At 69.1% G+C, this 19,666-nt stretch carries 15 protein-coding genes and 3 pseudogenes; 6 read left to right on the forward strand and 12 right to left on the reverse strand.

Features of this window, described 5'->3' with window-relative positions; genetic code table 11:
* The coding region (locus tag Q664_RS44025) for a transposase domain-containing protein (RefSeq protein ID WP_043410915.1) at positions 1 to 267 on the forward strand (267 nt) is incomplete at its 5' end.
* 84 nt (positions 268 to 351) lie between these two features.
* Here the strand turns inward: Q664_RS44025 and Q664_RS63155 are convergent.
* The 10 genes and pseudogenes from Q664_RS63155 to Q664_RS44065 all read right to left on the reverse strand — a co-directional run.
* A pseudogene (locus Q664_RS63155) lies at positions 352 to 783 on the reverse strand (transposase); the annotation flags it as partial.
* Positions 784 to 860: 77 nt separating this feature from the next.
* The gene (gene tnpC / locus Q664_RS44030) at positions 861 to 2,528 is read right to left on the reverse strand and encodes an IS66 family transposase (protein WP_043410917.1); all 1,668 of its coding nucleotides are present in this window, start codon (positions 2,526 to 2,528) and stop codon (positions 861 to 863) included.
* A gap of 48 nt (positions 2,529 to 2,576) precedes the next feature.
* Complete coding sequence (gene tnpB / locus Q664_RS44035; RefSeq protein WP_043410919.1) at positions 2,577 to 2,921, reverse strand: IS66 family insertion sequence element accessory protein TnpB; 345 nt, start codon at positions 2,919 to 2,921, stop codon at positions 2,577 to 2,579.
* Positions 2,915 to 3,304: an IS66 family insertion sequence element accessory protein TnpA gene (tnpA, locus tag Q664_RS62450; RefSeq protein WP_043410977.1), complete on the reverse strand. Its 390-nt coding sequence runs from the start codon at positions 3,302 to 3,304 to the stop codon at positions 2,915 to 2,917. Before tnpA ends, tnpB begins: the two co-directional genes overlap by 7 nt.
* Before the next feature lie 66 nt (positions 3,305 to 3,370).
* Positions 3,371 to 3,918 (reverse strand): annotated as a pseudogene (locus Q664_RS44045) (IS701 family transposase); the annotation flags it as partial.
* 257 nt (positions 3,919 to 4,175) lie between these two features.
* The gene (locus Q664_RS53550) at positions 4,176 to 5,108 is read right to left on the reverse strand and encodes a transposase (protein ID WP_052519450.1); all 933 of its coding nucleotides are present in this window, start codon (positions 5,106 to 5,108) and stop codon (positions 4,176 to 4,178) included.
* 91 nt (positions 5,109 to 5,199) lie between these two features.
* A pseudogene (locus Q664_RS63090) lies at positions 5,200 to 5,598 on the reverse strand (transposase); the annotation flags it as partial.
* 125 nt (positions 5,599 to 5,723) lie between these two features.
* Positions 5,724 to 9,461: a WGR and DUF4132 domain-containing protein gene (locus Q664_RS44055; protein WP_043410921.1), complete on the reverse strand. Its 3,738-nt coding sequence runs from the start codon at positions 9,459 to 9,461 to the stop codon at positions 5,724 to 5,726.
* Positions 9,462 to 9,534: 73 nt separating this feature from the next.
* On the reverse strand, positions 9,535 to 10,569 hold the full coding sequence (locus Q664_RS44060; protein ID WP_052519451.1) for an Ig-like domain-containing protein: 1,035 nt from the start codon (positions 10,567 to 10,569) through the stop codon (positions 9,535 to 9,537).
* 79 nt (positions 10,570 to 10,648) lie between these two features.
* Entirely contained in the window at positions 10,649 to 11,233 is a 585-nt protein-coding gene (locus tag Q664_RS44065) for a hypothetical protein (protein WP_043410925.1), read from the reverse strand.
* Between the two features lie 198 nt (positions 11,234 to 11,431).
* Here Q664_RS44065 and Q664_RS44070 point away from each other — a divergent pair, with 198 nt between their 5' ends.
* A complete protein-coding gene (locus tag Q664_RS44070; RefSeq protein WP_084610876.1) occupies positions 11,432 to 12,586 on the forward strand; it encodes a class I SAM-dependent methyltransferase in 1,155 nt (384 codons plus the stop codon).
* A gap of 24 nt (positions 12,587 to 12,610) precedes the next feature.
* Here Q664_RS44070 and Q664_RS53555 read toward each other — a convergent pair whose 3' ends face one another.
* A complete protein-coding gene (locus Q664_RS53555; protein WP_052519452.1) occupies positions 12,611 to 14,536 on the reverse strand; it encodes an ATP-binding protein in 1,926 nt (641 codons plus the stop codon).
* 253 nt (positions 14,537 to 14,789) lie between these two features.
* Between Q664_RS53555 and Q664_RS44080 the strand changes: the two genes are divergently transcribed.
* The 3 genes from Q664_RS44080 to Q664_RS44090 all read left to right on the forward strand — a co-directional run bounded on the left by Q664_RS44080 (position 14,790) and on the right by Q664_RS44090 (position 17,996).
* Positions 14,790 to 15,407, forward strand: a complete 618-nt coding sequence (locus Q664_RS44080) for a TIGR02265 family protein (RefSeq protein WP_052519453.1) — start codon at positions 14,790 to 14,792, stop codon at positions 15,405 to 15,407.
* A gap of 28 nt (positions 15,408 to 15,435) precedes the next feature.
* Positions 15,436 to 16,200, forward strand: a complete 765-nt coding sequence (locus Q664_RS44085; RefSeq protein WP_043410927.1) for a hypothetical protein — start codon at positions 15,436 to 15,438, stop codon at positions 16,198 to 16,200.
* Positions 16,201 to 16,274: 74 nt separating this feature from the next.
* Complete coding sequence (locus Q664_RS44090) at positions 16,275 to 17,996, forward strand: N-acetylmuramoyl-L-alanine amidase (RefSeq protein ID WP_043410930.1); 1,722 nt, start codon at positions 16,275 to 16,277, stop codon at positions 17,994 to 17,996.
* Here Q664_RS44090 and Q664_RS44095 read toward each other — a convergent pair.
* Positions 17,993 to 18,886 (reverse strand): LysR family transcriptional regulator, encoded by an 894-nt coding sequence (locus Q664_RS44095; protein WP_043410933.1) that lies wholly within the window; start codon positions 18,884 to 18,886, stop codon positions 17,993 to 17,995. The genes Q664_RS44090 and Q664_RS44095 overlap by 4 nt on opposite strands.
* Before the next feature lie 124 nt (positions 18,887 to 19,010).
* Here Q664_RS44095 and Q664_RS44100 point away from each other — a divergent pair, with 124 nt between their 5' ends.
* Positions 19,011 to 19,664, forward strand: a complete 654-nt coding sequence (locus Q664_RS44100; protein ID WP_043410935.1) for an NADPH-dependent F420 reductase — start codon at positions 19,011 to 19,013, stop codon at positions 19,662 to 19,664.
* The last annotated feature ends 2 nt before the right edge of the window (positions 19,665 to 19,666 follow it).

A 19,666-nucleotide genomic window follows, 5' to 3' on the forward strand; every position in this document is an offset into this window, starting at 1 on the left:
TTGCGGCTGCGGGAGATTGCCGTCGGCAGGAAGAACTACCTGTTCGCCGGCAGTGACGCGGGCGCCGAGCGCGCCGCGTGCGTGTACACGCTGGTGGCCACCTGCGTGCTGGCGGGCGTGGACCCGCAGGCGTACCTGACCGACGTGCTGGAGAAGCTCGCTGGGGGCTGGCCGCAGCGTCGGCTCGAGGAACTGCTGCCGCCCATGTGGAAGGCGTCGCGCGACGCCGCCGCGCAGGCTCCCTCTGCCTCGCCCGCGACGACCTGAGCGCCGCTCCTCCCGATCGAATCAAGCGGCGCGCCCCCTACCACATCTCCGTCTCCACGCTGCACCGCTCCGCCGAGCGGATACCTTGGGCCACTCCACCAGCAGCCACTCTTCCTGGCCCGGTGCCACACCATGGACATGCCTGGCCGCTGAGCGCACTCGCACGGCGGCGAAGCGCGAGGCCTGCTGGCCACGACTCCCCTCAGGCCAGTGGACGGAGTGCCAGTCCTCCTCGGGTAGCTCACGCGCCAGACTCTCAATGCTCCAGGGCTCCACGCCCTGCGCCGTGTAACGCGTGCGAGGACGCCCCTTGCGGCCCGCTACCTTCGGCGGTTGTCGAGGCTGAACTCCAGGTGGCCATACTTTGTGAGTGCCCTGCACGCCCATCAGGTAGTGCAGCTCTCTTTCCCGGACGGCCTCTCGAAACTCCCGTGCATCCCCGTACCCCGCGTCCGACAGCACCACGTGCCGGCGCACTCCCCACTCCAATGCCTCGTCCAGCTGCGCCAGCGTAAGCACCCGATCCAGCCCAGGGTGTAGGCCACCGAGGAGCGTGGCAGGGTGGCCGCGTGATGGACGGCGCGTCGACAAGCCTATCGCTGTTGAGTCTGCTGCTGGGCCCACGCCTCGGGGAGGAGCTCGGCGAGACGGGAGGCGGGGAAGCGGGTATCGCCGAGCTTGGGCAGCACGTCGCGGAAGTAGGCCCACGGGTCCATGCCCAAGCGGTAGCAACTGAGCACGAGGGAGTAGACGTTGGCGGCCCGGTGGCCGGCCGCGTCGCTGCCCAGGAAGAGCCAGTTCTTGCGTCCGAGGACAATGAGCTTGATGAGGCGCTCCACCTCCCCGTTGTCCACCGGGAGTCGTCCGTCCTCGAGGAAGCGGCCCAGGGGGACGTAGCGGTTGCGCGCGTAGGCAATGGCCTTGCCCAGCGGCGTCTTGGGAGGCACCTGAGGAGCCCACTGCTCCAGCAGGCCGAAGAGTTCCTCGTAGACGGGGCGGCTGTGCGCCAGGCGCAGGGCAAGGCGCGCCTCGGGGGACAGCCCCTCCTGCTGAGCCTGCCGCTCCACGGCGTACAGCTTCTGCACGAGCGTGAGCACCGTGCCGCCGCGAGCGTCGCCGGCCACATAGGCGCGCTCGAAGCCACGCCGGGCGTGCATCCAACAGCCCACCTCGATGCGAGGAGAGGTGGGGCCGAAGAGGGCCTGGTAGCCCTTGTAGCCGTCCACCACCAGGTAGCCCCGGAAGTCGGCCAGCACCCCTTGGGGGCCCGTGCCACTCCAGTCGGGGGTGTACTCCACGAAGACGTTGCCGCCCTGGCCCACGTACGGCCAGAGGTGTCCGCGCTTGACGCCGCGGGCGTCGTCCCTGTCCAGCACGCGCACCCCGGTGTCATCGGTGTGCAGCAAGGCGTCGGCCAGCGTGCGCTGCTTGAGCAGCGCCACCACGGGCGCCAGCAAGTCGCTGGCCCCCGCCACCCAGTCCCCCAGGGTGGAGGCGGGCAGCCTCACCCCGTGGCGTTTGTCGAAAATGGCCTGCTGGCGGTGCAGGGGCAGCCCGTCGCGGTACTTGCCCACCAAAAGCTGCGCCAGCAGCCCCGGGCCAGGCAGCGCCCCCGGCAGCGGCGTCTCACTGGCGGGCGCGGCGGCCACTCCCTCCTTGCAGCGCTGGCATGCCAGCTTCGGGCGTTTCTCCACCCGTATGTAGAAGCGCGCTGGCTCCAACTCCAACCTCTGGCTCACCTCCTCGCCAATGGACTTCCTCTCCTCGCCGCACTCCGGGCACAGGCACTCCTCGGCCTTGGGTTGCACCAGTACCTCGCGCCTCTCCAGGTGCGCGGGCAGGGCCTGGGCGCCGCGCACGGGCGGACGCTTGGGTGTCTTCCTCAGCGCGTCGGCTGGCGGGGCCGCCGCCGCGGCGGCCTGTGCTCCGTCGGCGGTGGTGGGCTCGGCCGCGGGCTCGACGGACTGCTGCCCGGTGAGAAATGACAGCAGCAGTTGGAGCTGACTGGCGGGAGTCTTCTCATTGCGCCGCCCGTACAACTGCCGCAGCGCCTGCTTGAGTCGCACCAGCGTGGAGCTGTGCTCCTCGCGCAGCTGGCCCAACAGGCCCAACAACATCTCAATGGCCTGCTCGCCTCGGCCCTCCTCCAGCAGTTGCAGCACGTAGGCGCGCACCGCCTCCAAGTCCTCCCCCTCGAAGGCGGGCACCTCGGCTTCTTCCTCCTGGCCCCTGTCTTCTTCAGTGGTGACTGCGGAAGTCATGCGCGCCTTGCCTATGCCCGAAGTCAGGCCGGGCGCGCAAGCACGGACTCAGTGCACCTCTCCTCGCCGTACCGCGTGGCTTGCCTCCACCAGCGACAGCAACTCCAAAAGCTGCCGGACGTCCAGGTGCACCGCGGCCTGTCCCTCCACGGGCGAAGGCACCCGGAAGCGCCCCGCTTCCAGTCTCTTGCTCACGGTGCAGTACCCGTTGGCGTCCCAGAACAGAATGCGCACGAAGTCCCTTCTCCTGGAGAAGAAGACGAACAGGTGGCCCGATTTCGGCTGCTGCCCCAAGTGGCCCTGCACCAGCGCGCTCAGCCCGTCGGCCTGCTTGCGCATGTCGCACGGCGCCGTCGCCACCCAGATTCTCACCCCCTCCGGTAGCTTCAGCACCCCTGCACCTCCTTCACCGCCCGCAGCACCCGCGCCACCAACTCCTGGCTGGCTCCCTCCTCCACGCGCACCCTCACCCCGTCCACCTCTACCTGCACCGCCTCCCCATGTCCCCGCCTCGCCTCGCTCCGCCCGGCCGGCGCCACCTCCACCGGCACGAAGGACATGGCCTTGCGCGCCCCCTCCTTCCCTTCTCGCCTCTTCGTCCAGAAGCGCAGCCTCTCTCTCGGCAACCCGTGCTTGCGCATGAAGGCCGACTGCGTGCCTCCTTCCTCCTCCCACGCTCGCACCACCTGCGCTGCTACCTCCGGGGTCCACCTCGGCCGCCGCGCTGCTTCCAACCACGCCGGCTCCGTCTTCGTCGTCGCTATGCTCGTCGTCATCGCGACGCTCACTCTGCGGCCCCTTGCGCATCTCCACTACCTGGGCTGGATCGGAGGCTTACGCGCCAGCGCTATCTCCCACTTGCGCTCAAACCGCACCTCCCTGGGCACTCACGCCTCTTGGCGTCATGCGCCCAGTCCTCGGGCAGATACAGCCGCATCCCAATGCACCCGCTGCCCTTGTCTCCAGCCAGGTGCAGGCTCACCGCCACCTGGCAGTTGTCCGTGCGGCCCAAGGTGCCGGAGTACTGCCGCGCGACACCCACGGAGTGCTCGCCCTTCTTGGGAAAGCCCGTGTCATCCACCACGAATGCTTCCACTCCATGCAGCTCCGCCTCCAACTTCCTGGCCAGGCGCCGCCGCACCTCGCTGTCGCTCCAATTGGAGGCCGACACGCACTGCTGCAGTCGCTGGCGCATGGCATCCACCTGCGCCTCGTCCTTCACCAGCCGAGCCGCCATCGGCTCAATGCTCTTGCGCTCCCCCTCCAGCAGCAGCCCCGTCAGGTACTGCTCCAGCGCTCGCCGCCTCTCGCTGCGCCCCATCCCCTCCACCATCGACTCCATGTACTCGCTCAGCTCCCGGTTGAGCTGCCTCATTTCTCTCCGTGTCATCTACTTGTGAACACGGGTCCTCCGAGGTTACTTCCTAAGTGACCTCGTAGTACTAATCCCACCATATTCATGACCAGTGGCCCAAGGCATGCATGAGAGCAGTGGCCAGGGGCTCTTGTGAGCGATTTCGGGCATAGAACAGACGTCGGCCCTCCCGGGGCCGCGGGTTAGCAAACAGGAGAGGCTGGGAAGGGTGCGGCGAACGACTCGACGGAGGAGCGGCAATGGCCGTCGAGGTTACGCGAGGTGGGCCGTACTCAGCGAGCCGAGCTGGCTCCACAGCTCGCGCCAGAGAGCGGCCGACTCCTGGCCCAGTACCAGCACCACCCTCCTGGCGTGTACCAGTACCCGCGCCGCCACCTTGAGCACCCGCTCGCGAACACGGCGCAGCCCCCAGCCTTCGCCCGTGGCCTGTGCTCCAGCAGTACGTGCGCGGCGTGCACCAGGTTGTAGGCCAGCGCGTTGAGCAGCAGGCGCACCTCGTTGTTGGCGAAGGCCTCGATTGAAACCGAGCGCCGCACGGGCGGCTGGCCCTGGTAGTTGGACTTGGGCCGTGCAGCCGAGGAGAGCGCTGGCGCCAGCACGTCCATGAGTTCTCCGAAGTGGCCCTCGGCCGTGCCGCGCTGGCGGTAGTGCGTCAGCAACGCCTCGGCGGGCATCTGCTCCTTCGTCCAACTCGTCACCAGCCAGAAGGCGTGGGGGAAGAGTTCGTCCTCTCGCTGCGACACCACCAGCACCACGCGCCGCGCACGGCTCCAGCATTGTGCCTGGTACTCCGACTCGTACAGGAAGGTGCCCGGCTGGCCCTGGGGGACACCCGAGTGGAGGAAGCGCCACAAGGCCGCCTCCTGCTTGAGGGGTGCAGTGTTGCGCACGCGCGCCACGTAGGGGGTGCCTCGCTCCTCCAGCATGCTCAGCAGTTTCTCCTCGGGGAAGCCCGCGTCCATGCGCACCGCCGCCACCTCGCACACTTGCTTCTCCACCCGCTCGAGCAACTGGGAGATGAACTCCAGCGCCCCGCTGGCGCTGTGCACGTTGCCCTCGCGCAGCCTCACATCCAGCAAGTCCCCCGTCTCCGCCATGCTGGCGACAATTGGATGGTACATGCGCACTCCATAGTGCCCGTTGTACGCGCTGCCCTCCTGGTGCCCGTGCACCTCCACCGCCAGCCCATCCACGTCCACCGTCACCTGCTTCAGCCGCTCGCCCCCCAGGCCTCGACGCCCTCAGCCTCCGGCCTGTCAGCCATACCAGTGCATCTCGGAGCACCTCGCGGTTGCCCTCCTGGGCCAGCATGGCCGTCAGCCGCGACAACGTCGGCTGCGAGGCCAGTCCCTCCGGCCTTCCTTCCTCCTGCTTCAGCGGCCCGGTGCTCTTGCTGACCGACACCGCCAGTCTCAGCGCCGCGTCCTTCCTCAGCGCGTCCGCGTCATCGACGTCTCTCCACCTCTGCGCCAGCAGCAACAGGTGCGTGCGCACCAACTCTCGCAACGAGTGGGTGATTCGGCTCTCGTCCCTCGTGTCCGTCAGCGTCTCCCCCAGCCAACGCGTCAGCCCCAGCCGCTCGTCCACCTCCCTGAGCAGCACCGCCCCTGCTTCCCCCGTCAACCGCTCCGCTCTTGCCTCCAGCTTCACCGAACCGTTGAACTTCAGAGAGAAGTCGGTGAGGATTTCACCCATGACGCGCCTCCTGCCGTTTGGTGGTGAATGTCTGAACAACACCCCTCTACCACTCGGAAGGTCAGGCGCGTCACCCTCTTTCCGAGGTCACCCCGCGTGCCCTATCGTGAATAAGGCGGGTTCAATCAAGAAGGCCGCAGCCCTTCGAGATCCCTCACCAGCTCGGAGAAGAGGATGGGGTCGAGCGTCCCGAGCGGGTACCTGCCTTCCTTGCCCCAGGTGTTGGGCTTGCGCACCGTGACGGTGCCCAGCGTCTGCTCGGGGGACTCGGAGAGCATGCCCGTGTAGAGCCCGGGATCGAGCTCCAGCTCGATCATCTGCTCCGGGCCGAGGTGCTTCTCCATCCACCCCACCACGCCCGCGTCCTGGGGAGGACCCCGGCGCCAGCCGCGCGTCTCGAGCCCCAGCACCTTGCCGGTGGGCACCTTCAGCCCCTTCACGCGCGCCAGCTCCGTGCCCGTGCGCTCCTCCGCCATCGGCGCGTACGTGGGGCGGCCCAGCTGCGCGAAGGGCTGCAGCAACTGGTAGTCCGCGAAGATCTGCCCCCACGCCCCCGCCGTCTGCGCATCCAGCTCCAGCGCGTGCGGAATCCCCACGCTCGCGTCATCGGGGAGCGTCCACGTGTCCTCGTTCACGTCCGCGTAGGTCCGGTCCTCGGCGACGCGGAAGGTGGCGGCCAGCTTTCCCTCCGCCGTGTAGCTGCCCCACACCAGGCGGCGCACCACGTGGATGAGCAGCGGGTGCTCGACGAAGAACTGGCGGAATGTCTCCGCGCTCCACCGGCGCCGGGCGCACATGGCCAGCTCCATGCGCAGCACCTGCATGCCCGAGACCGCCTTCGCGTCCTTCTTGAGCGCCTTCCACCGCTCCTCGGCGGCCTGGGACTTCTCCGCATCGTCCTTCTTCGTGGGCTTGGGCAAGTCCTTGAGGCGCGCCCCCGTGGCGTCCTTCACGAAGGGCTTGAGCTGCTCGTCGAAGCCCACCGTGAAGGTGCGCTCGCCGAAGTCCAGCGGCAGCGAGCCGTTGTCGTCCAGCCCCAGGTCCGGCACGAGCCGATCGGCGAGCTCGTCCCGCGTGAGGCCCCGGGCCTCGGCGATCTGCTCGATCTTCTCCCGCGCCTTCTCCTGGAGTCCCTTGAACTTCACCTTCTCGGCGATGCCGTTGAGGTAGATGAGGGTGACGTCCGTGCCAAGGGTGGCCAGCACGTCCAACCCCGTCACGGCGCGCGCGTGGGCCGCCTCCCCGGGCCAGGCGCGGATGAGCGGCGCGAGCTTCCGCGCGCACTCGTCGTCACCCAGATGGCCGAGCGCCTGGAAGGCCCAGGCCTCCTTGCTCGGCGCCCCCGCCACCATCCACGCCTCGAAGAGGCCCCAGGCGAAGCGGGCCAGGCTCGCGGGCTCACACGCGGCCTTCACCTGCGCCAGTCCGGCATAGGGCTCGTCGAGGGAGGAGATGGCCAGGCACATCCCGAGCGCCTCCACGGCCGCGACGGGCAGCTTCGCCGAGCGATCAGCGAGCAGCGGCCGGGGCAGCCCCACCGGGGTGAAGAAGTCGGGCGGCTTCGGCAGCTTCTGGGGGAAGAGCTGGAGTGGATCGAACGCGAGCACCTGCGCGGTCGCCTCGCGCGCCTGGGGCGAGACGCGGCCGGCCACGTCGAGCACGGTGGCTTCGTGTCCGTTGCTGGCCAGCAGACGCAGCGCGGCGCAGGCGGCGTCCTTGGTCTTGCCTTGCTTGCCGAGCGCGACGGGGAGTAGCCCGGTGGTGGCGTGCTCGGGGTGGCGGAGCAGCCAGGCGCGGGCGTGGGGACGGGCCTTCTTCGAGCCCGCGAGGGCCTCGGACACCTGCGGAGCGAGCCCCGAGGCGCCGAAGGGCAACAGCAGGCGGAACGACTCTCCTCCCTTCGCGTTGACGGCCAGGCGCAGGGACGGGAGCGCCGCGAGTCCGAGGTGTGCGGCGATGGCCGGCAGCCAGCCCTCGTCTCCCCATTGGGTGGGCAAGAAGTACACGATGTGCTGGAGGGCGAGCTCCTCGGGGGCGTACGCGAAGAAGCTCGCCCGGGGCTTCGCATTCCCCGGGGGCAGGGTCTTGCCGATCCCCTCCCACTGCGCCGGGGTGTATTTCGAGTACTGCTCACCGTATTCCCAGCTCTTCTCCTGGGACCACGCCTCGCGCTCTCCCTCGCGCCACATCAGGGCATCGGGAATCGCGGGCGGTGTCACATCCGCGAGGACGGGGAGGGTGGCGGGCTTGCCCATCTTCCAGGGAGGACGGGCGAGCACGGGTGGCAGTTGGTCGGGAGTCGCCTCGGGCACATCGGGGCCGGCGGACATCGCCTGGAGGCTGGTGACGAGCTTGCGTGCCTCCTCGGACAGTCCGGGCAGCTCGGTGTTCACGGCCTCGGGGGCGCGGCGCACGAGGGTGGTGAGCACCGTGCGCTGGGCCTCCGCTTCCTTGCCTCGCTGGGCGGCCCGGGGCACCAGCAAGCGCAGGGCGCGGCCGGGCCAACGCAGCGCCGCCTCGAGCGCGAAGGGCGTCACCTCCTTGTCGAGGTGATCGAACAGGAGCGTCATCGCCTCGTCGGTGTCGAGCACGGAGACGAGCTCCGCCCAGGCGCGACGGCTCTCCGCGTTGGAGTACTGCGGGGTGGCCATGTTCCGCAGGAGCACGAGCGTATCCAGGCCCACGCCGTCCATCAGCGAGGGCAGGTAGTCCCGGGTGTAGTAGCCACCGAGCAGGTACAGCCCCTGGATGGAGGGCGCCACGAGCTCGACGGTGGCGCGGTCCGAGATCGAGCAGAGGAAGAGATCACCCTGCTTGTCGGGCTGTTGGTTGTAGGCCTCGGCCTCGGCGCGGACCCAGGCCTTCTCCGTGGGGAAGAGGAAGGCCGCGCCGGCACGTTGCTCGGGGGTGGCGTCGTCCAGGAGGGCCGCGGCGGCGTCGCGAGCGGCCGTGTAGCCCGTGTCATCGGTCTGGGTGGCGAGCAGGGCACGCAGCCGGGGCAGGCCGTACAGCTCCCCTCTGCTCATGGAGTTGTACCACTCCGTGCTCGGGCCCCGGCGCGCCTGGAACGCTGGAGCCGCTCCTTCGAGGTGCATCGCCAGCGACAGGAGCACGGCCCGCGTCGCATGGGCGGGCCCTCCCAGGGAGAACAGCAGATCCACGGCGGGGTCCACGTTGGGCGTCTTGTCGTTGTAGCTCGCCCGGTGCTGCACGAAGGCCAGGAGGACGGCGTCCTCCTCGGGAGTTCCGATGGCCGGCTCGGCGCCCCCCATCCGCTCCGCGACGGCTGTCGTCTGTGCGGGGAAGTCGCCTTCCTGGGGCTTGCCCTGGCCCGCGTGCTTCGCGAAGGCCTCGACGGTCGAGGCCCAGGCCTTCTTCACGGAGCCGAGGGCGCGGACGGGAACCGCGAGTCCCCCACGCCGCGGGTGCACCCGCCGCACGAGCGAGTCGCTCCAGGCGATGGGCTGCTGGGAGTCGGCGGGCGCCGGTGCCACCGGAGCGGGGGCGGGAGCGGGTGCCTCCTCCGAGGCGGGAGCGGGAGCTTGCGCGGAAGCGGTGGCTGTCTTCGCGGCGGCCTTCTTCCGGGCAGGCGCGGGAGTGCTCTGCTGCGCCTCGTCCGGAGCGGCGGCAGGGGAGGCCACCACGGTGTTGGTATCGCCGCCCACCTCCGTGTAGCCCTTCTTCTGCTTCTCGGCGATGAGCTTGTCGTGCTCGGCCTGGGCCTTCGCGGTGTTGGCGAAGGACTTCTGTTGGGTCTGACCGTTGGTGCCGATGCGGCCCCAGCGCACCGTGAACTCCGTGCCCTGGAGCTCGATCTCCCAGAACTTCTGCGAAGAGCCCTCGACGAACTCGAAACGCCGCATGCCTCTCTACCCTCCGGAGGGGAGCGACAGTAGCGTGCTCCCGCTCCGGAAGTGGAGGCCGTTGTAACCGCCGTCAGTTGTTCAGAGCGCCCGCGAGGATCCACGAGCGGATGCGGATGAGCTGGCCGGGGTTGTTGTCGAAGTAGGCCGTGTTGCCCTGCGGCATCCTGCCACCGCAAGCGGTGCCGCTGATCTTCTTCACCAGCATGGAGTTGTCGGGCTCGTTCGGAACCACGCGCGTGGTTCCGCCGCAGCCAGCGGGATAGCCGCCGGTGCCCGCGGTGTTGACGAGCGAGGCGTGAGAGCTGCCCTCCAGCAGGTTCAAGCCCCCACGGCCGCTGCTGCTGTGGCAGCTCGTGCACTGCGCGTTCCAGATGGGTTGGATGTCCCGGGTGTACTCGGGGACGCCGACCTGCACGTCCAGCGTGCGCGTCACGGAGGCCGTCCCATCGGAGACGGTGACCTGGATGGTGTAGGTCGTGGCCGTGGAGATCTCGGGCGAGAGCCACTGCGTCTCGGAGGCGGTCGGGGCCGTGAAGGTGCCCTGGCCCGCCACGCTGGTGCTCCAGGCGTAGGTGAGCACATCCCCATCCGCGTCGGTCGCGCCGATGGAGAGGGTGACGTCACCCGCGATGGCTGGGGTGGTGACGCTGATGGCCTCGTCCACGGTGGGCGCGCGGTTGACGGTGGCCACGTTGGCCACCGCCACGTCCACCGTGGCCTGGGCCGAGCCTCCCTTTCCATCCGCCACCGTCACCTGCAGGGTGAAGGTCGTGTTGGTGGCGAGGGCGGGCGCCGTCCAGGTGCGGCTCGAGCCCGTCTCGCCGCTGAAGGTCCCCGCCGGAGTCTCCGGGGTCTGAGTCCAGGTATAGGTGAGCGCATCCCCATCCGGATCATTGGCGGTCACCGAGAGGCCGGTGTTCGTGCCCTCGTTGATGGAGGCCGGCGTGGCGAGCACCTGGGTGATGATGGGGGCGATGTTGGACGGCTGCGGATCCGGATCATCGAACCAGCCGCAGCCGGCGCCTCCCAGGCTCAGCAACGCTACCGCGTACAGCGACTTCTTCAGGGTCCGCCGGGACGGCGGGGTGGGTTGAAACGCGTGCATGAATCGTCCTCGTTCTCGGGCACCCCTCGGGGTGCCCGGACTTTCGACTATTGCACGCTATTCCCACACGTCCGAGGGATCAGCCCTGCGGCACCGACCAGCTCCCCGTCCACTCGGTGGGCTTGTCCGGGTGTAGCGAGGTGACCTTGTAGTTGCAGTGCTTCTCGCCGCTCGGATCCGGGCTGCGGATGGTGTAGAGCGGCGACAGGCGCGAGCCGCGCTCGGTGCCGGCGTACTGCACGTCGTACTCCTTGCTGGTGGTGCTCGTGCTGGTGGTCTCGCCGCGCTCGGTCTTGCGCGTCGTGGTGCACTGGGCCTCGAACTTCACCCGCCAGGTGCCCTTCTCGCCCACGCGCGGCACCTTGAGCTCGGCGCGCATCATGTACTCGCCCGGCGGCAGCTCCTCCGCGCTGGCGCCGAGGAACTCCTCGCAGTCGCGGCCCTGTCCCTTGCAGATGCCGATGCTCTGCTCGTTGTACGGCTGCACGCCCTCGCGCACATCCGAGAGCAACGGGCCCACCAGGCCCTGCTCGAAGGACGTGAGCCCCGCCGGGCTCCCCTGTGAAGCCGGAGACGTGGCGCAGTCCCCCGCGCCGGCCGTGCTCTCGCCCTTGCATGCGATGAGCGCACCCGCGGTGGCGATCAGGATGAATGATGTCCGCATTTATTCCCCCCTCGTGACGTCGTTGAATGCCGGACGCTCTTACACGATGGCACCCGGCACGGGCTGTGAAGGAATTCACACGCGCCCACGCGTACTCACGTACTGTGGTCGGCCACCCAGGAACCAGGCGGGGGGGCAGGGCCCACGTGCGGGGCTCCCTTCTTCCGCCAGGCACATCATCTCATCAGGAGAAATCGCATGGACGCTCCAGCCTCGTTCCGTCTCAACCCGAAGGGTCCGGCCACCGCACGCTATGCCGCCGGCAAGGTCCCGATGACCACCCTCATCGAGGACTACATCCACGAGCGCCTCGACATCGAGGGGGACTTCCTCGCCTTCATCCGTAATCGGCACTCGGTGGCCGACTACAAGTTCGTCGCGGACCACTTCAAGTTCCTGCTCACCAACTTCCTGCCCGAGGTGCTCATCCACTCGCAGGAGCAGGACCTCCGCATCGGCCGCGAGCACTACGACCGGGGCAACGACTTCTTCGGCTGGTTCCTCGGGCCGAGGATGATCTACACGTCGGGCTTCTTCACCTCGCCCAACCAGACGTTGGAGCAGGCGCAGGATCAGAAGATGAAGCTGGTCTGCGACAAGCTGCAGCTGGAGAAGGGCGAGCGCTACCTCGACATCGGCTGTGGCTGGGGCACGCTGGTGGCGACGGCCGCCAGGGACTATGGAGTGGACGCGACGGGCATCACCATCGCCCAGAAGGGCGCCGCGTACGGCACGGAGCAGATCCAGCGCATGGGCGTGAGCGAGCGCGCCCGCATCCTCACGCTGGACTACCGCGACATCCCCCCCGGCCCGTACGACAAGATCTCCTGCCTGGAGATGGCCGAGCACGTGGGCGTGCGCAAGTTCCAGGACTTCATGAAGCAGGTGTACGGGATGCTCGCCGACGACGGGCTCTTCTACCTGCAGATCGCCGGGCTGCGCGCCAAGAAGGGGACCCTGGGCTTCCATTTCGAGGACCTGGTGTGGGGCCTCTTCATGAACAAGTACATCTTCCCGGGCGCTGACGCCTCCATGCCGCTCTCCTTCGTGGTGAGCAACCTGGAGACGGCGGGCTTCGAGATCCACAGCGTGGAGAACGTGGGCATCCACTACTCGCTCACCATCTCGCGCTGGTACGACAACTGGATGGCCAACCGCGCCGACGTCGTGAAGACCTACGGCGAGTGGTGGTTCCGCCTCTGGCAGATGTTCCTCGGCTGGTCCGTGGAGATCGCCGCCCAGGGCGCGTCCACCTGCTTCCAGATCGTCGCCAACAAGAACCTCGACGGCTTCAACCGCCTGCGGTGGATTGGCGCCACCAACCTGGGCGAGCGCGATCTGAAGTCCAGGTAGGACCCGGACCGGGGATCCCCTCCGTCAGAGGCGGGGATCCTCCGTCTGCATGGGCAGCTCGACGGTGAAGGTGGCGCCCTTGCCCTCGCCCTCGCTCTCACAGGAGAGGCTGCCGGCCATCTCGATGGCGGACAGCGCGCTGATGTGTAGCCCGAAGCCGTGGCCGTTCTTCTTGGTGGTGAAGCCTTGCGTGAAGAGGCGCGCCAGGTTCTCCGCGGGGATGCCCATGCCGTTGTCGGACACCTGGATGCGCAGCCGGTCGTCGGGCGCGGGCTCCACGCGGATGGTGATGCGCTTGTCCGGCCTGCCACTGTCCCTCAACGCGTGCCGCGCGTTGCTCAGCAGGTTGAGGATGATCTGCAGCAGCTTGTGCCTGTCCAGCAGGATGGGCGGCACGTCCGCGTACTCGCGGTGCACTTCAATCCCATGGCGGGAGAAGGAGACGGACTGCAGGCGCAGGGCGTCGTCGATGAGCCGTGTCACCGACATCAGCTCCACCATGCCGGCGAAGCGCGCGTGCTCCTGCTGCATGCTGACGATGGATTTGACGTGCTCGAGCCCCTCGGTGAGCGTCCGCTGCTCGTTCAGGAGCGCCTGCTGCTCCTCGGTGAACTGGTCCGCCAGGGCGCTGAGGTAGACCGGGAGCTGCCGGCCGCGCGGATCCGTGGCGAGGAAGGTGCTCAGGTCCGCGGAGTGCTCGCGCAGCAGCTCCGCGGAGCGCACCAGTCCGCTCACCCGCAGGTTGCGCAGGCGCTCGGTGACGAGGTTGGCCGAGACGTTGACGCTGTTGAGGGTGTTGCCCACGTTGTGCAGCAGGCCGGTGGCCACCTCGGCCATGCCCGCGTGGCGGGAGACGTCCAGCAGGCTGCGGTGCATCTCGCTGAGCTTGAGCTCCGCCTCCTTGCGCTCGGTCATGTCCCGCCCGAAGAGGTTCACCCCCAGCGGCCGGCCATCCTCGCCGAAGACGGGGTTGTAGGAGATGTCGGTGACCCGTGTCCGGCCCTCGCTCACATAGGTGTCCTCGAGCCTCACGCGCTGCCCGCGGAACGCCTTCTCGAGGAGCTGCTGCAAGCCCAGCTGGTGTTCCGGGGGGGCGTGGGCGAGGAGGGGCTCACCCGGCACCGGCTCGATTCCGTAGCGCTCGCGGAAGGCGCGCCGCATGGCCGAGTTGGCGATGATGAGCCGCCCCTCGGCGTCCACCGAGGACACCTCGTCATCGGTGTTCTCGATGAGGCTCTGCAGCTTGCGCTCGCTCTCGCGCAGGGTGCGCAGCGCCTGCTCGCGTGCCGCGTGGGCCTGGTTGCGCGCGGCCGTGTGCAGCCAGCTCACCGCCCAGATGCTCATCATGCAGATGGCGGCGCTGATATCCACGATCCACAGGTTGCCCTCGTGGATGGGCTCGGAGGCACGGGCGAGGAAGTGGATGGGATGGATGACGCCCACGAACAGGGCCAAGGGTACGGTGAGGATGAACCCCAGGCGCGCCCCCACCAGGTACACCGACATCGCGGGCAGGAGCATGCTCGCGGCGTGCGAGGCCGAGAAGGCCCGGGTGCTGTTGATGCAGGTGAACACGAACGCGGCGACGATGGTCGAGCAGACGATCAGCGCGGAGAGCTCGTGGGTGGCGCGCCGCCGCAGCAGCACCAGCGCGGCCGCGTTCATGGACAGGGAGAAGAGCCCGATCGTGGCGTGCATCACGGGCTGGGGGCTGACGGGCAGGGCGAGCAGCACCATCCCATCGAGCAGCATCAAGCCCAGGGCGATGCAGACCAGCAGGCGGCAGCGGATCAGATCCTCCGGAGCGCTCCGGCGCAGGGGCTTCGACAGGAAGACGTCCAGCCGGGAGAGGATCCACCCCCCCAGCCGCTGATTCCAACGCCCCTGTCCATGGGGCCTCGGGGACTCCGCGGCTGACTGTCCCGCCTGGATGGTGGAAGTGCTCGACATGTCGAAGGTGCGTTCCCAACGCCCGCGCCCCGCGGACGGCCTGGCCACAATCATACACCGTCAGCGTGAAGGCTCCGTGGCCCTGTTGCGGATGCTCCGGGGGGAGTGCCTGCCTGGAGCGCACCCGGGAGTGCTGCCGGGCGCGATCTGTTTCGGATCCAAACCTCCGGGACAGGTGTTGCGTGCGAGAGACGCCCGCCTGCTCGATATTAGGGCGGTGATGGGGGGAGGTTGCCCGGGAGGGGCGTTGCACATGAGGCGTGAGACCGGCGCCGCCCCGGGAGAGGTCGGGGCCGAACTGGAGCTGGAGAGGAGACTGGGACTGGCGACACCAGCCGACTGTGTGCGCGGGATGTTCTTCCGCAGCGTGCTGGAGGTGATGTGGGCGCTGGGGGACGAGGCCTCCGTGGAGCACTGTGTCGAGGTGTGCGGGAGGCGCAAGTTCGCGGACTTCACGTGCTACCCGACGAGCGACTTCCTGCGGTTGTCGTGGACGGCGGCGCGGCTGCTGGGCAACGGGTACGGAGACTTCGCGGGGGCGATGCGGGCGCTGGGGCGCCGGGCCGCCACGGACTTCTTCGCCTCGGCCACGGGCAGGCCATTGCAGACGCTGCTCGCGGGTGAGCCGAGGAAGCTGTTGGACAGCCTCCCCATGGCGTACGCGGCGGCCTCGGCGAATGGCGGCCAGTGCGTGGTGGTCTGGTCGCATTCGGGCAGCGCCCTCGTGCGGCTGGAGCGGGACTTCCTTCCCCGTGCCTATGTGGAGGGCGCGCTGGTGGCGGCGCTCGAGGTGGTGGGCATGCGCGAGCCCCGGGTGTGGAGCCGGGTGCTGGGGCCGCTCTCCAGCGAGTATGTGTTGTCCTGGGGGTGAGCCGGGAGGCCGGGTGTAGGATGGGGCCATGCGGCTCGCCATCCCCCAGGCTCCCCGACGTGTTCCCCTCTCGAAGGTGCCCGGTGCCATCGCCCGCTTGGTGCGTGGAGGGATGCTGGGACTGGTGTTGATGGCGGTGCCTGGCGCGGGCGCGAGGGCCCTGGACCGCTTCGTGGTGGAGGAGCTGGACTTCCTGTCACGCGCCCAGGAGCTGGAAGGCCAGTTGGCGGCGCTGACGCTGCCACCCCGGGGCGAGCGCGAAGGCGCCGAGGCCACGTTGGAGGTGCTCTACGCCGTGGACGAGGTGCGGTACTCGGCCAGCGGGGTGCGCACGGATGCCGAGTACGCCGAGGGCCTGGGACCGGGGGCTCGCGTCCTGCTGCTGGTGGATCCGCAGGTGCCGGACAAGCCCCGGGAGGCGAGGTACGTGCGTGCGCGAGCGGAGGCGCTCGGACTGGTGCCCTGGGGCCTGGGGCTCGGGGCGCTCGTGGGCGTGGGCCTCTTCGCGCGGGAGCTGCGGCGGACGCTGCGCGCGGAGCTGGAGCCGCTGCGCAAGGGCATGCTGGTGTGGCTGACCCCGGACGGCCCGCTGCCGGAGTCACGCCGGGAGGTGCTCTTCCCGGCCAGCTACTGGAAGCAGGACCAGAAGCACGCGGTGCGCGCGCGCCTGCGCTCCGGCCGGGCACCGGTGCGCAACGGAGACAAGGTGCTGGCTGCGGTGCTGTCCTCGCTGCCCGGCGAGGCCCGTGTCATCGACGAGGAGCTGGCACGGACTTTGGGGTGGGTCCGCTGAGGGGGCGAAAATTTGCGGGGGCAGGGGGGCCGTGACACACACCTGTAGCCCTCTCCGTCCTTGGAGGACCTACCATGCTCCCGCGCCTCGTCCTGCTCCTGGCCCTGCTGCTGCCAATCGCCACCCAGGCGAAACGGGATCCGGCCGAGACCGCCTACCAGGAGGCGCGCCGGTCCTACTACGCCCTCAAGGATGACGCCGCGCGGCGCAAGCTGCGCCACAACTGGCTCAACGTGGCGGCCCGCTTCGAGGCAGTGGCCAGCCACCATCCGAAGAGCTCTCGGGCCCCGGATGCGCTCTACACGGCCGCGGAGCTGCTCAACGAGCTGAGCCGCATCTCCTTCGTCCCCGAGGATCAGCAGGCGGCCATCGCCGACTACACCCGCGTGGTGGAGTCCCACCCGAGGCACCGGCTGGCGGACGACGCGGCGTTGACGCTCGCGCGCATTTACTTCGAGCGGTTGGATCAGCCCGAGGCCGCGCGTCGCGTCATCACCGGCAGCATCAAGGCCAACCCCAAGGGCGATCGCGTCAAGGAGTTGAAGGCGTTGCTGGCCTCGCTGCCGCCCGCGCCCAGGACGCCAGCGCCCGTGCGCGAGAAGGCGCCCGCCGTGGCCTCGAGCCAGCCGTCCAAGCCGGCCGCCACCGAGCCGCTCCCGGTGATCCGCGTCGAGCTGTCCAAGCCGGCCGAGCCGCAGCCGGCGCCCGCGCAGCAGACCGTGGCCTCCGCGACGGCGGGGGAGCGGTCCGGTACGTCGCCGTTGCTCGATGCCATCGGCAGGACCTCGCGGGAGCCCGCTTCCACGCAGCAGGCGGCGCAGCCGGGGCCGGCCCCGGAGCCGAAGCCGGTGGCGGCGGAGCCGGTGAAGGTGGCGGAGCAGCAGCCCGTGAAGCCCACCGAGGAACCCGCCGTGAAGCCGGCGGTGGTGGAGCCGGTGAAGGTGGAGCCGGTGAAGCCCGCCGTGGAACCCACGAAGACCGAGGTGCTCGCGTCGAACAAGTCCGTCACCGCTCCGGTGGACGAGCATGTGGCGCAGGCCCGGCTCAAGGCCGCGGCCAAGGCGTCCCACCACGCCGAGCTGACGCTGGTGGAGCAGCTCGGGCTGAAGGTGCGCCGGGTGGTGATCGACGCGGGACATGGTGGCCATGACACGGGCGCTATCGGCCGCAAGGGGACGCGGGAGAAGGACGTGACGCTGGCCATCGCGCAGAAGCTGGCGCGCGAGCTGCGCGATCGGGGCCTGGAGGTGATGCTCACCCGCGACGGGGATCGCTACCTCAAGCTGGAGGAGCGCGCGCGCATGGCCAACGAGATGAAGGGAGATCTCTTCATCTCCATCCACTGCAACGCGGCGCCCACGTCGAAGCTGCGCGGCATCGAGACGTATACGCTCAACACGTCGGCGGACCGGTACTCCATCCGCCTGGCGGCGCGTGAGAACGCCTCCTCGGAGAAGGGCATCAGCGATCTGCAGTTCATCCTCGCGGACCTGGCCACCAAGGCCAACACCGAGGAGTCCACGCGGCTGGCCACGCGGGTGCAGAAGAACCTCGTGAGCCACCTGTCCAGCCACTACAAGGGTGTGAAGGATCTGGGCACGAAGGAGGCGCTCTTCTACGTGCTGCTGGGCACGAGGATGCCGGCCATCCTCGTGGAGACGGCCTTCCTGTCCAACGCCGAGGAGGAGCGCCGCCTCGCCTCGGACAAGTACCAGGAGGACGTGGCCCAGGCCATCGCCCTGGGCGTGGAGGACTTCCTCGGCCGCCGTCAGCTGGCCAAGGTGCAGGTGGATTAGCGGGGCCTCAGCTCCTCGACGAGGAGTTGGAGGAGTGCCCGCACGCGGGGCACCGACTGCCGGCCGGGCACGCAGAGCGCATGCACGGGAGGGCCTTCGGCCGCGTGGTCCGCGAGCACCTCGACGAGCCGTCCGTCCCGGACACGCTCGTCCAGCATGAAGTCGAGCACCTGGCAGAGGCCCGCTCCCGCGGCCGCGAGGTCCAGCAGCGCGGGCCCATGGTCCACGTCGATCGTCCCACCGGTGCGCACCGTTTCCGCTGAGCCTCCGGGCTCGCGGCGGAACACCCACTCCCGGGCCATGCCGCGCGGGAGGATGAATTTGAGACACTGGTGGTCCACGAGTGCGTCCGGGTGCCGCGGCATCCCGTGGCGCGCGAGGTACGCGGGAGCGGCGAGTGTCACCCACCGCGTGCGCAGCAGGAGCTGCCCCACGAGGCTGGAGTCCTCGAGCGCGCCGATGCGCAGCGCCACGTCTATCTGCTCGTCGACGAGGCGGCTGAGGCGATCTCCGAGGCGCACGTGCAGGGTGAGTCCCGGGTGGCGGGCCTGGAGCCGGGCGAGCCGGGGCAGCAGGAGCGGGCCGAGGATGTAGGGCAGCGTCACGGTGAGAGGGCCGCGGGGCGCACGCTGTGCCTGCGCCACGAGCTCACGCGCCGCGTGCACCTGGGCCACGGCCTCGCGGGCCCGCTCCAGGAAGGCCTCGCCCTCCGAGGTGAGGGCCACCTGCCGGGAGGTGCGCTCCAGCAGCCTCACTCCCAGGTCCGCTTCCAGCTTCTGCACGGCCTTGCTCACCGCCGCCGTGGAAACACCGAGCCGCTCGGCGGCCCGCCGGAAGCTGCGCTCCTGGGCCACGTGGACGAAGGGGAGGATGCCGGCGAACAGGTCCATGGGCCTCATCATCAACCTGGGGTTGACGATGGTTCAACCCCGGGGGGCTCGATCAGCATCCGGTTGACGGCTACCTTGAGCATGTCCGGCGCCAACACAGGGGGCGCCCCACGGAGGAACAGCCATGAAGATCGCGGTTCTCGGTACTGGAATGGTGGGTGAGACGATCGGGAGCAAGCTGGTCGCGCTCGGGCACGAGGTGAAGATGGGCTCGCGCTCGGCCACCAACGAGAAGGCGGCGGCCTGGGTGAAGAAGGCTGGCGCCAAGGCCTCGCAGGGCACGTTCGCGGACGCCACGGCCTTCGGGGAGCTCCTCTTCAACTGCACGTCGGGCTCGGGCTCCCTCGAGGCACTGAACGCCGCCGGAAAGGAGAACCTCGAGGGGAAGAGCCTCCTGGATCTCTCCAACCCGCTCGAGTTCTCCAAGGGCATGCCGCCGACCCTGTTCGTCTCCAACACGGACTCGCTCGGCGAGCAGATCCAGCGCGCATTCCCCGCGCTGAAGGTGGTCAAGACGCTCAACACCATCAGTGCCAACGTGATGGTGGACCCCTCGCGCATCCCCGGCGAGCACGCCGTGTTCGTCTCCGGCAACGACGCCGAGGCGAAGGGCCAGGTGAAGCGCCTGCTCACCGAGTGGTTCGGCTGGAAGCAGGTCATCGACCTGGGCGACATCACCACCGCGCGCGGCACCGAGAGCTACCTGCCGCTGTGGCTCCGCCTCTGGGGTGCGATGGGCACCCCGGACTTCAACATCCAGATCGTCAAGAAGGGCTGAGC

This window comes from Archangium violaceum Cb vi76 (assembly GCF_000733295.1).
Taxonomy (GTDB): Bacteria; Myxococcota; Myxococcia; order Myxococcales; family Myxococcaceae; genus Archangium; species Archangium violaceum.

Bases quoted from the DNA above. Each gene is read 5' to 3' on its own strand.
- tnpC (WP_043410917.1), bottom strand. From the start codon at position 2,528: ATGACTTCCGCAGTCACCACTGAAGAAGACAGGGGCCAGGAGGAAGAA.
- tnpA (WP_043410977.1), bottom strand. From the start codon at position 3,304: ATGACGACGAGCATAGCGACGACGAAGACGGAGCCGGCGTGGTTGGAA.
- Q664_RS44055 (WP_043410921.1), bottom strand. From the start codon at position 9,461: ATGCGGCGTTTCGAGTTCGTCGAGGGCTCTTCGCAGAAGTTCTGGGAG.
- Q664_RS44060 (WP_052519451.1), bottom strand. From the start codon at position 10,569: ATGCACGCGTTTCAACCCACCCCGCCGTCCCGGCGGACCCTGAAGAAG.
- Q664_RS44065 (WP_043410925.1), bottom strand. From the start codon at position 11,233: ATGCGGACATCATTCATCCTGATCGCCACCGCGGGTGCGCTCATCGCA.
- Q664_RS44070 (WP_084610876.1), top strand. From the start codon at position 11,432: ATGGACGCTCCAGCCTCGTTCCGTCTCAACCCGAAGGGTCCGGCCACC.
- Q664_RS53555 (WP_052519452.1), bottom strand. From the start codon at position 14,536: ATGTCGAGCACTTCCACCATCCAGGCGGGACAGTCAGCCGCGGAGTCC.
- Q664_RS44080 (WP_052519453.1), top strand. From the start codon at position 14,790: ATGAGGCGTGAGACCGGCGCCGCCCCGGGAGAGGTCGGGGCCGAACTG.
- Q664_RS44085 (WP_043410927.1), top strand. From the start codon at position 15,436: ATGCGGCTCGCCATCCCCCAGGCTCCCCGACGTGTTCCCCTCTCGAAG.
- Q664_RS44090 (WP_043410930.1), top strand. From the start codon at position 16,275: ATGCTCCCGCGCCTCGTCCTGCTCCTGGCCCTGCTGCTGCCAATCGCC.
- Q664_RS44095 (WP_043410933.1), bottom strand. From the start codon at position 18,886: ATGGACCTGTTCGCCGGCATCCTCCCCTTCGTCCACGTGGCCCAGGAG.
- Q664_RS44100 (WP_043410935.1), top strand. From the start codon at position 19,011: ATGAAGATCGCGGTTCTCGGTACTGGAATGGTGGGTGAGACGATCGGG.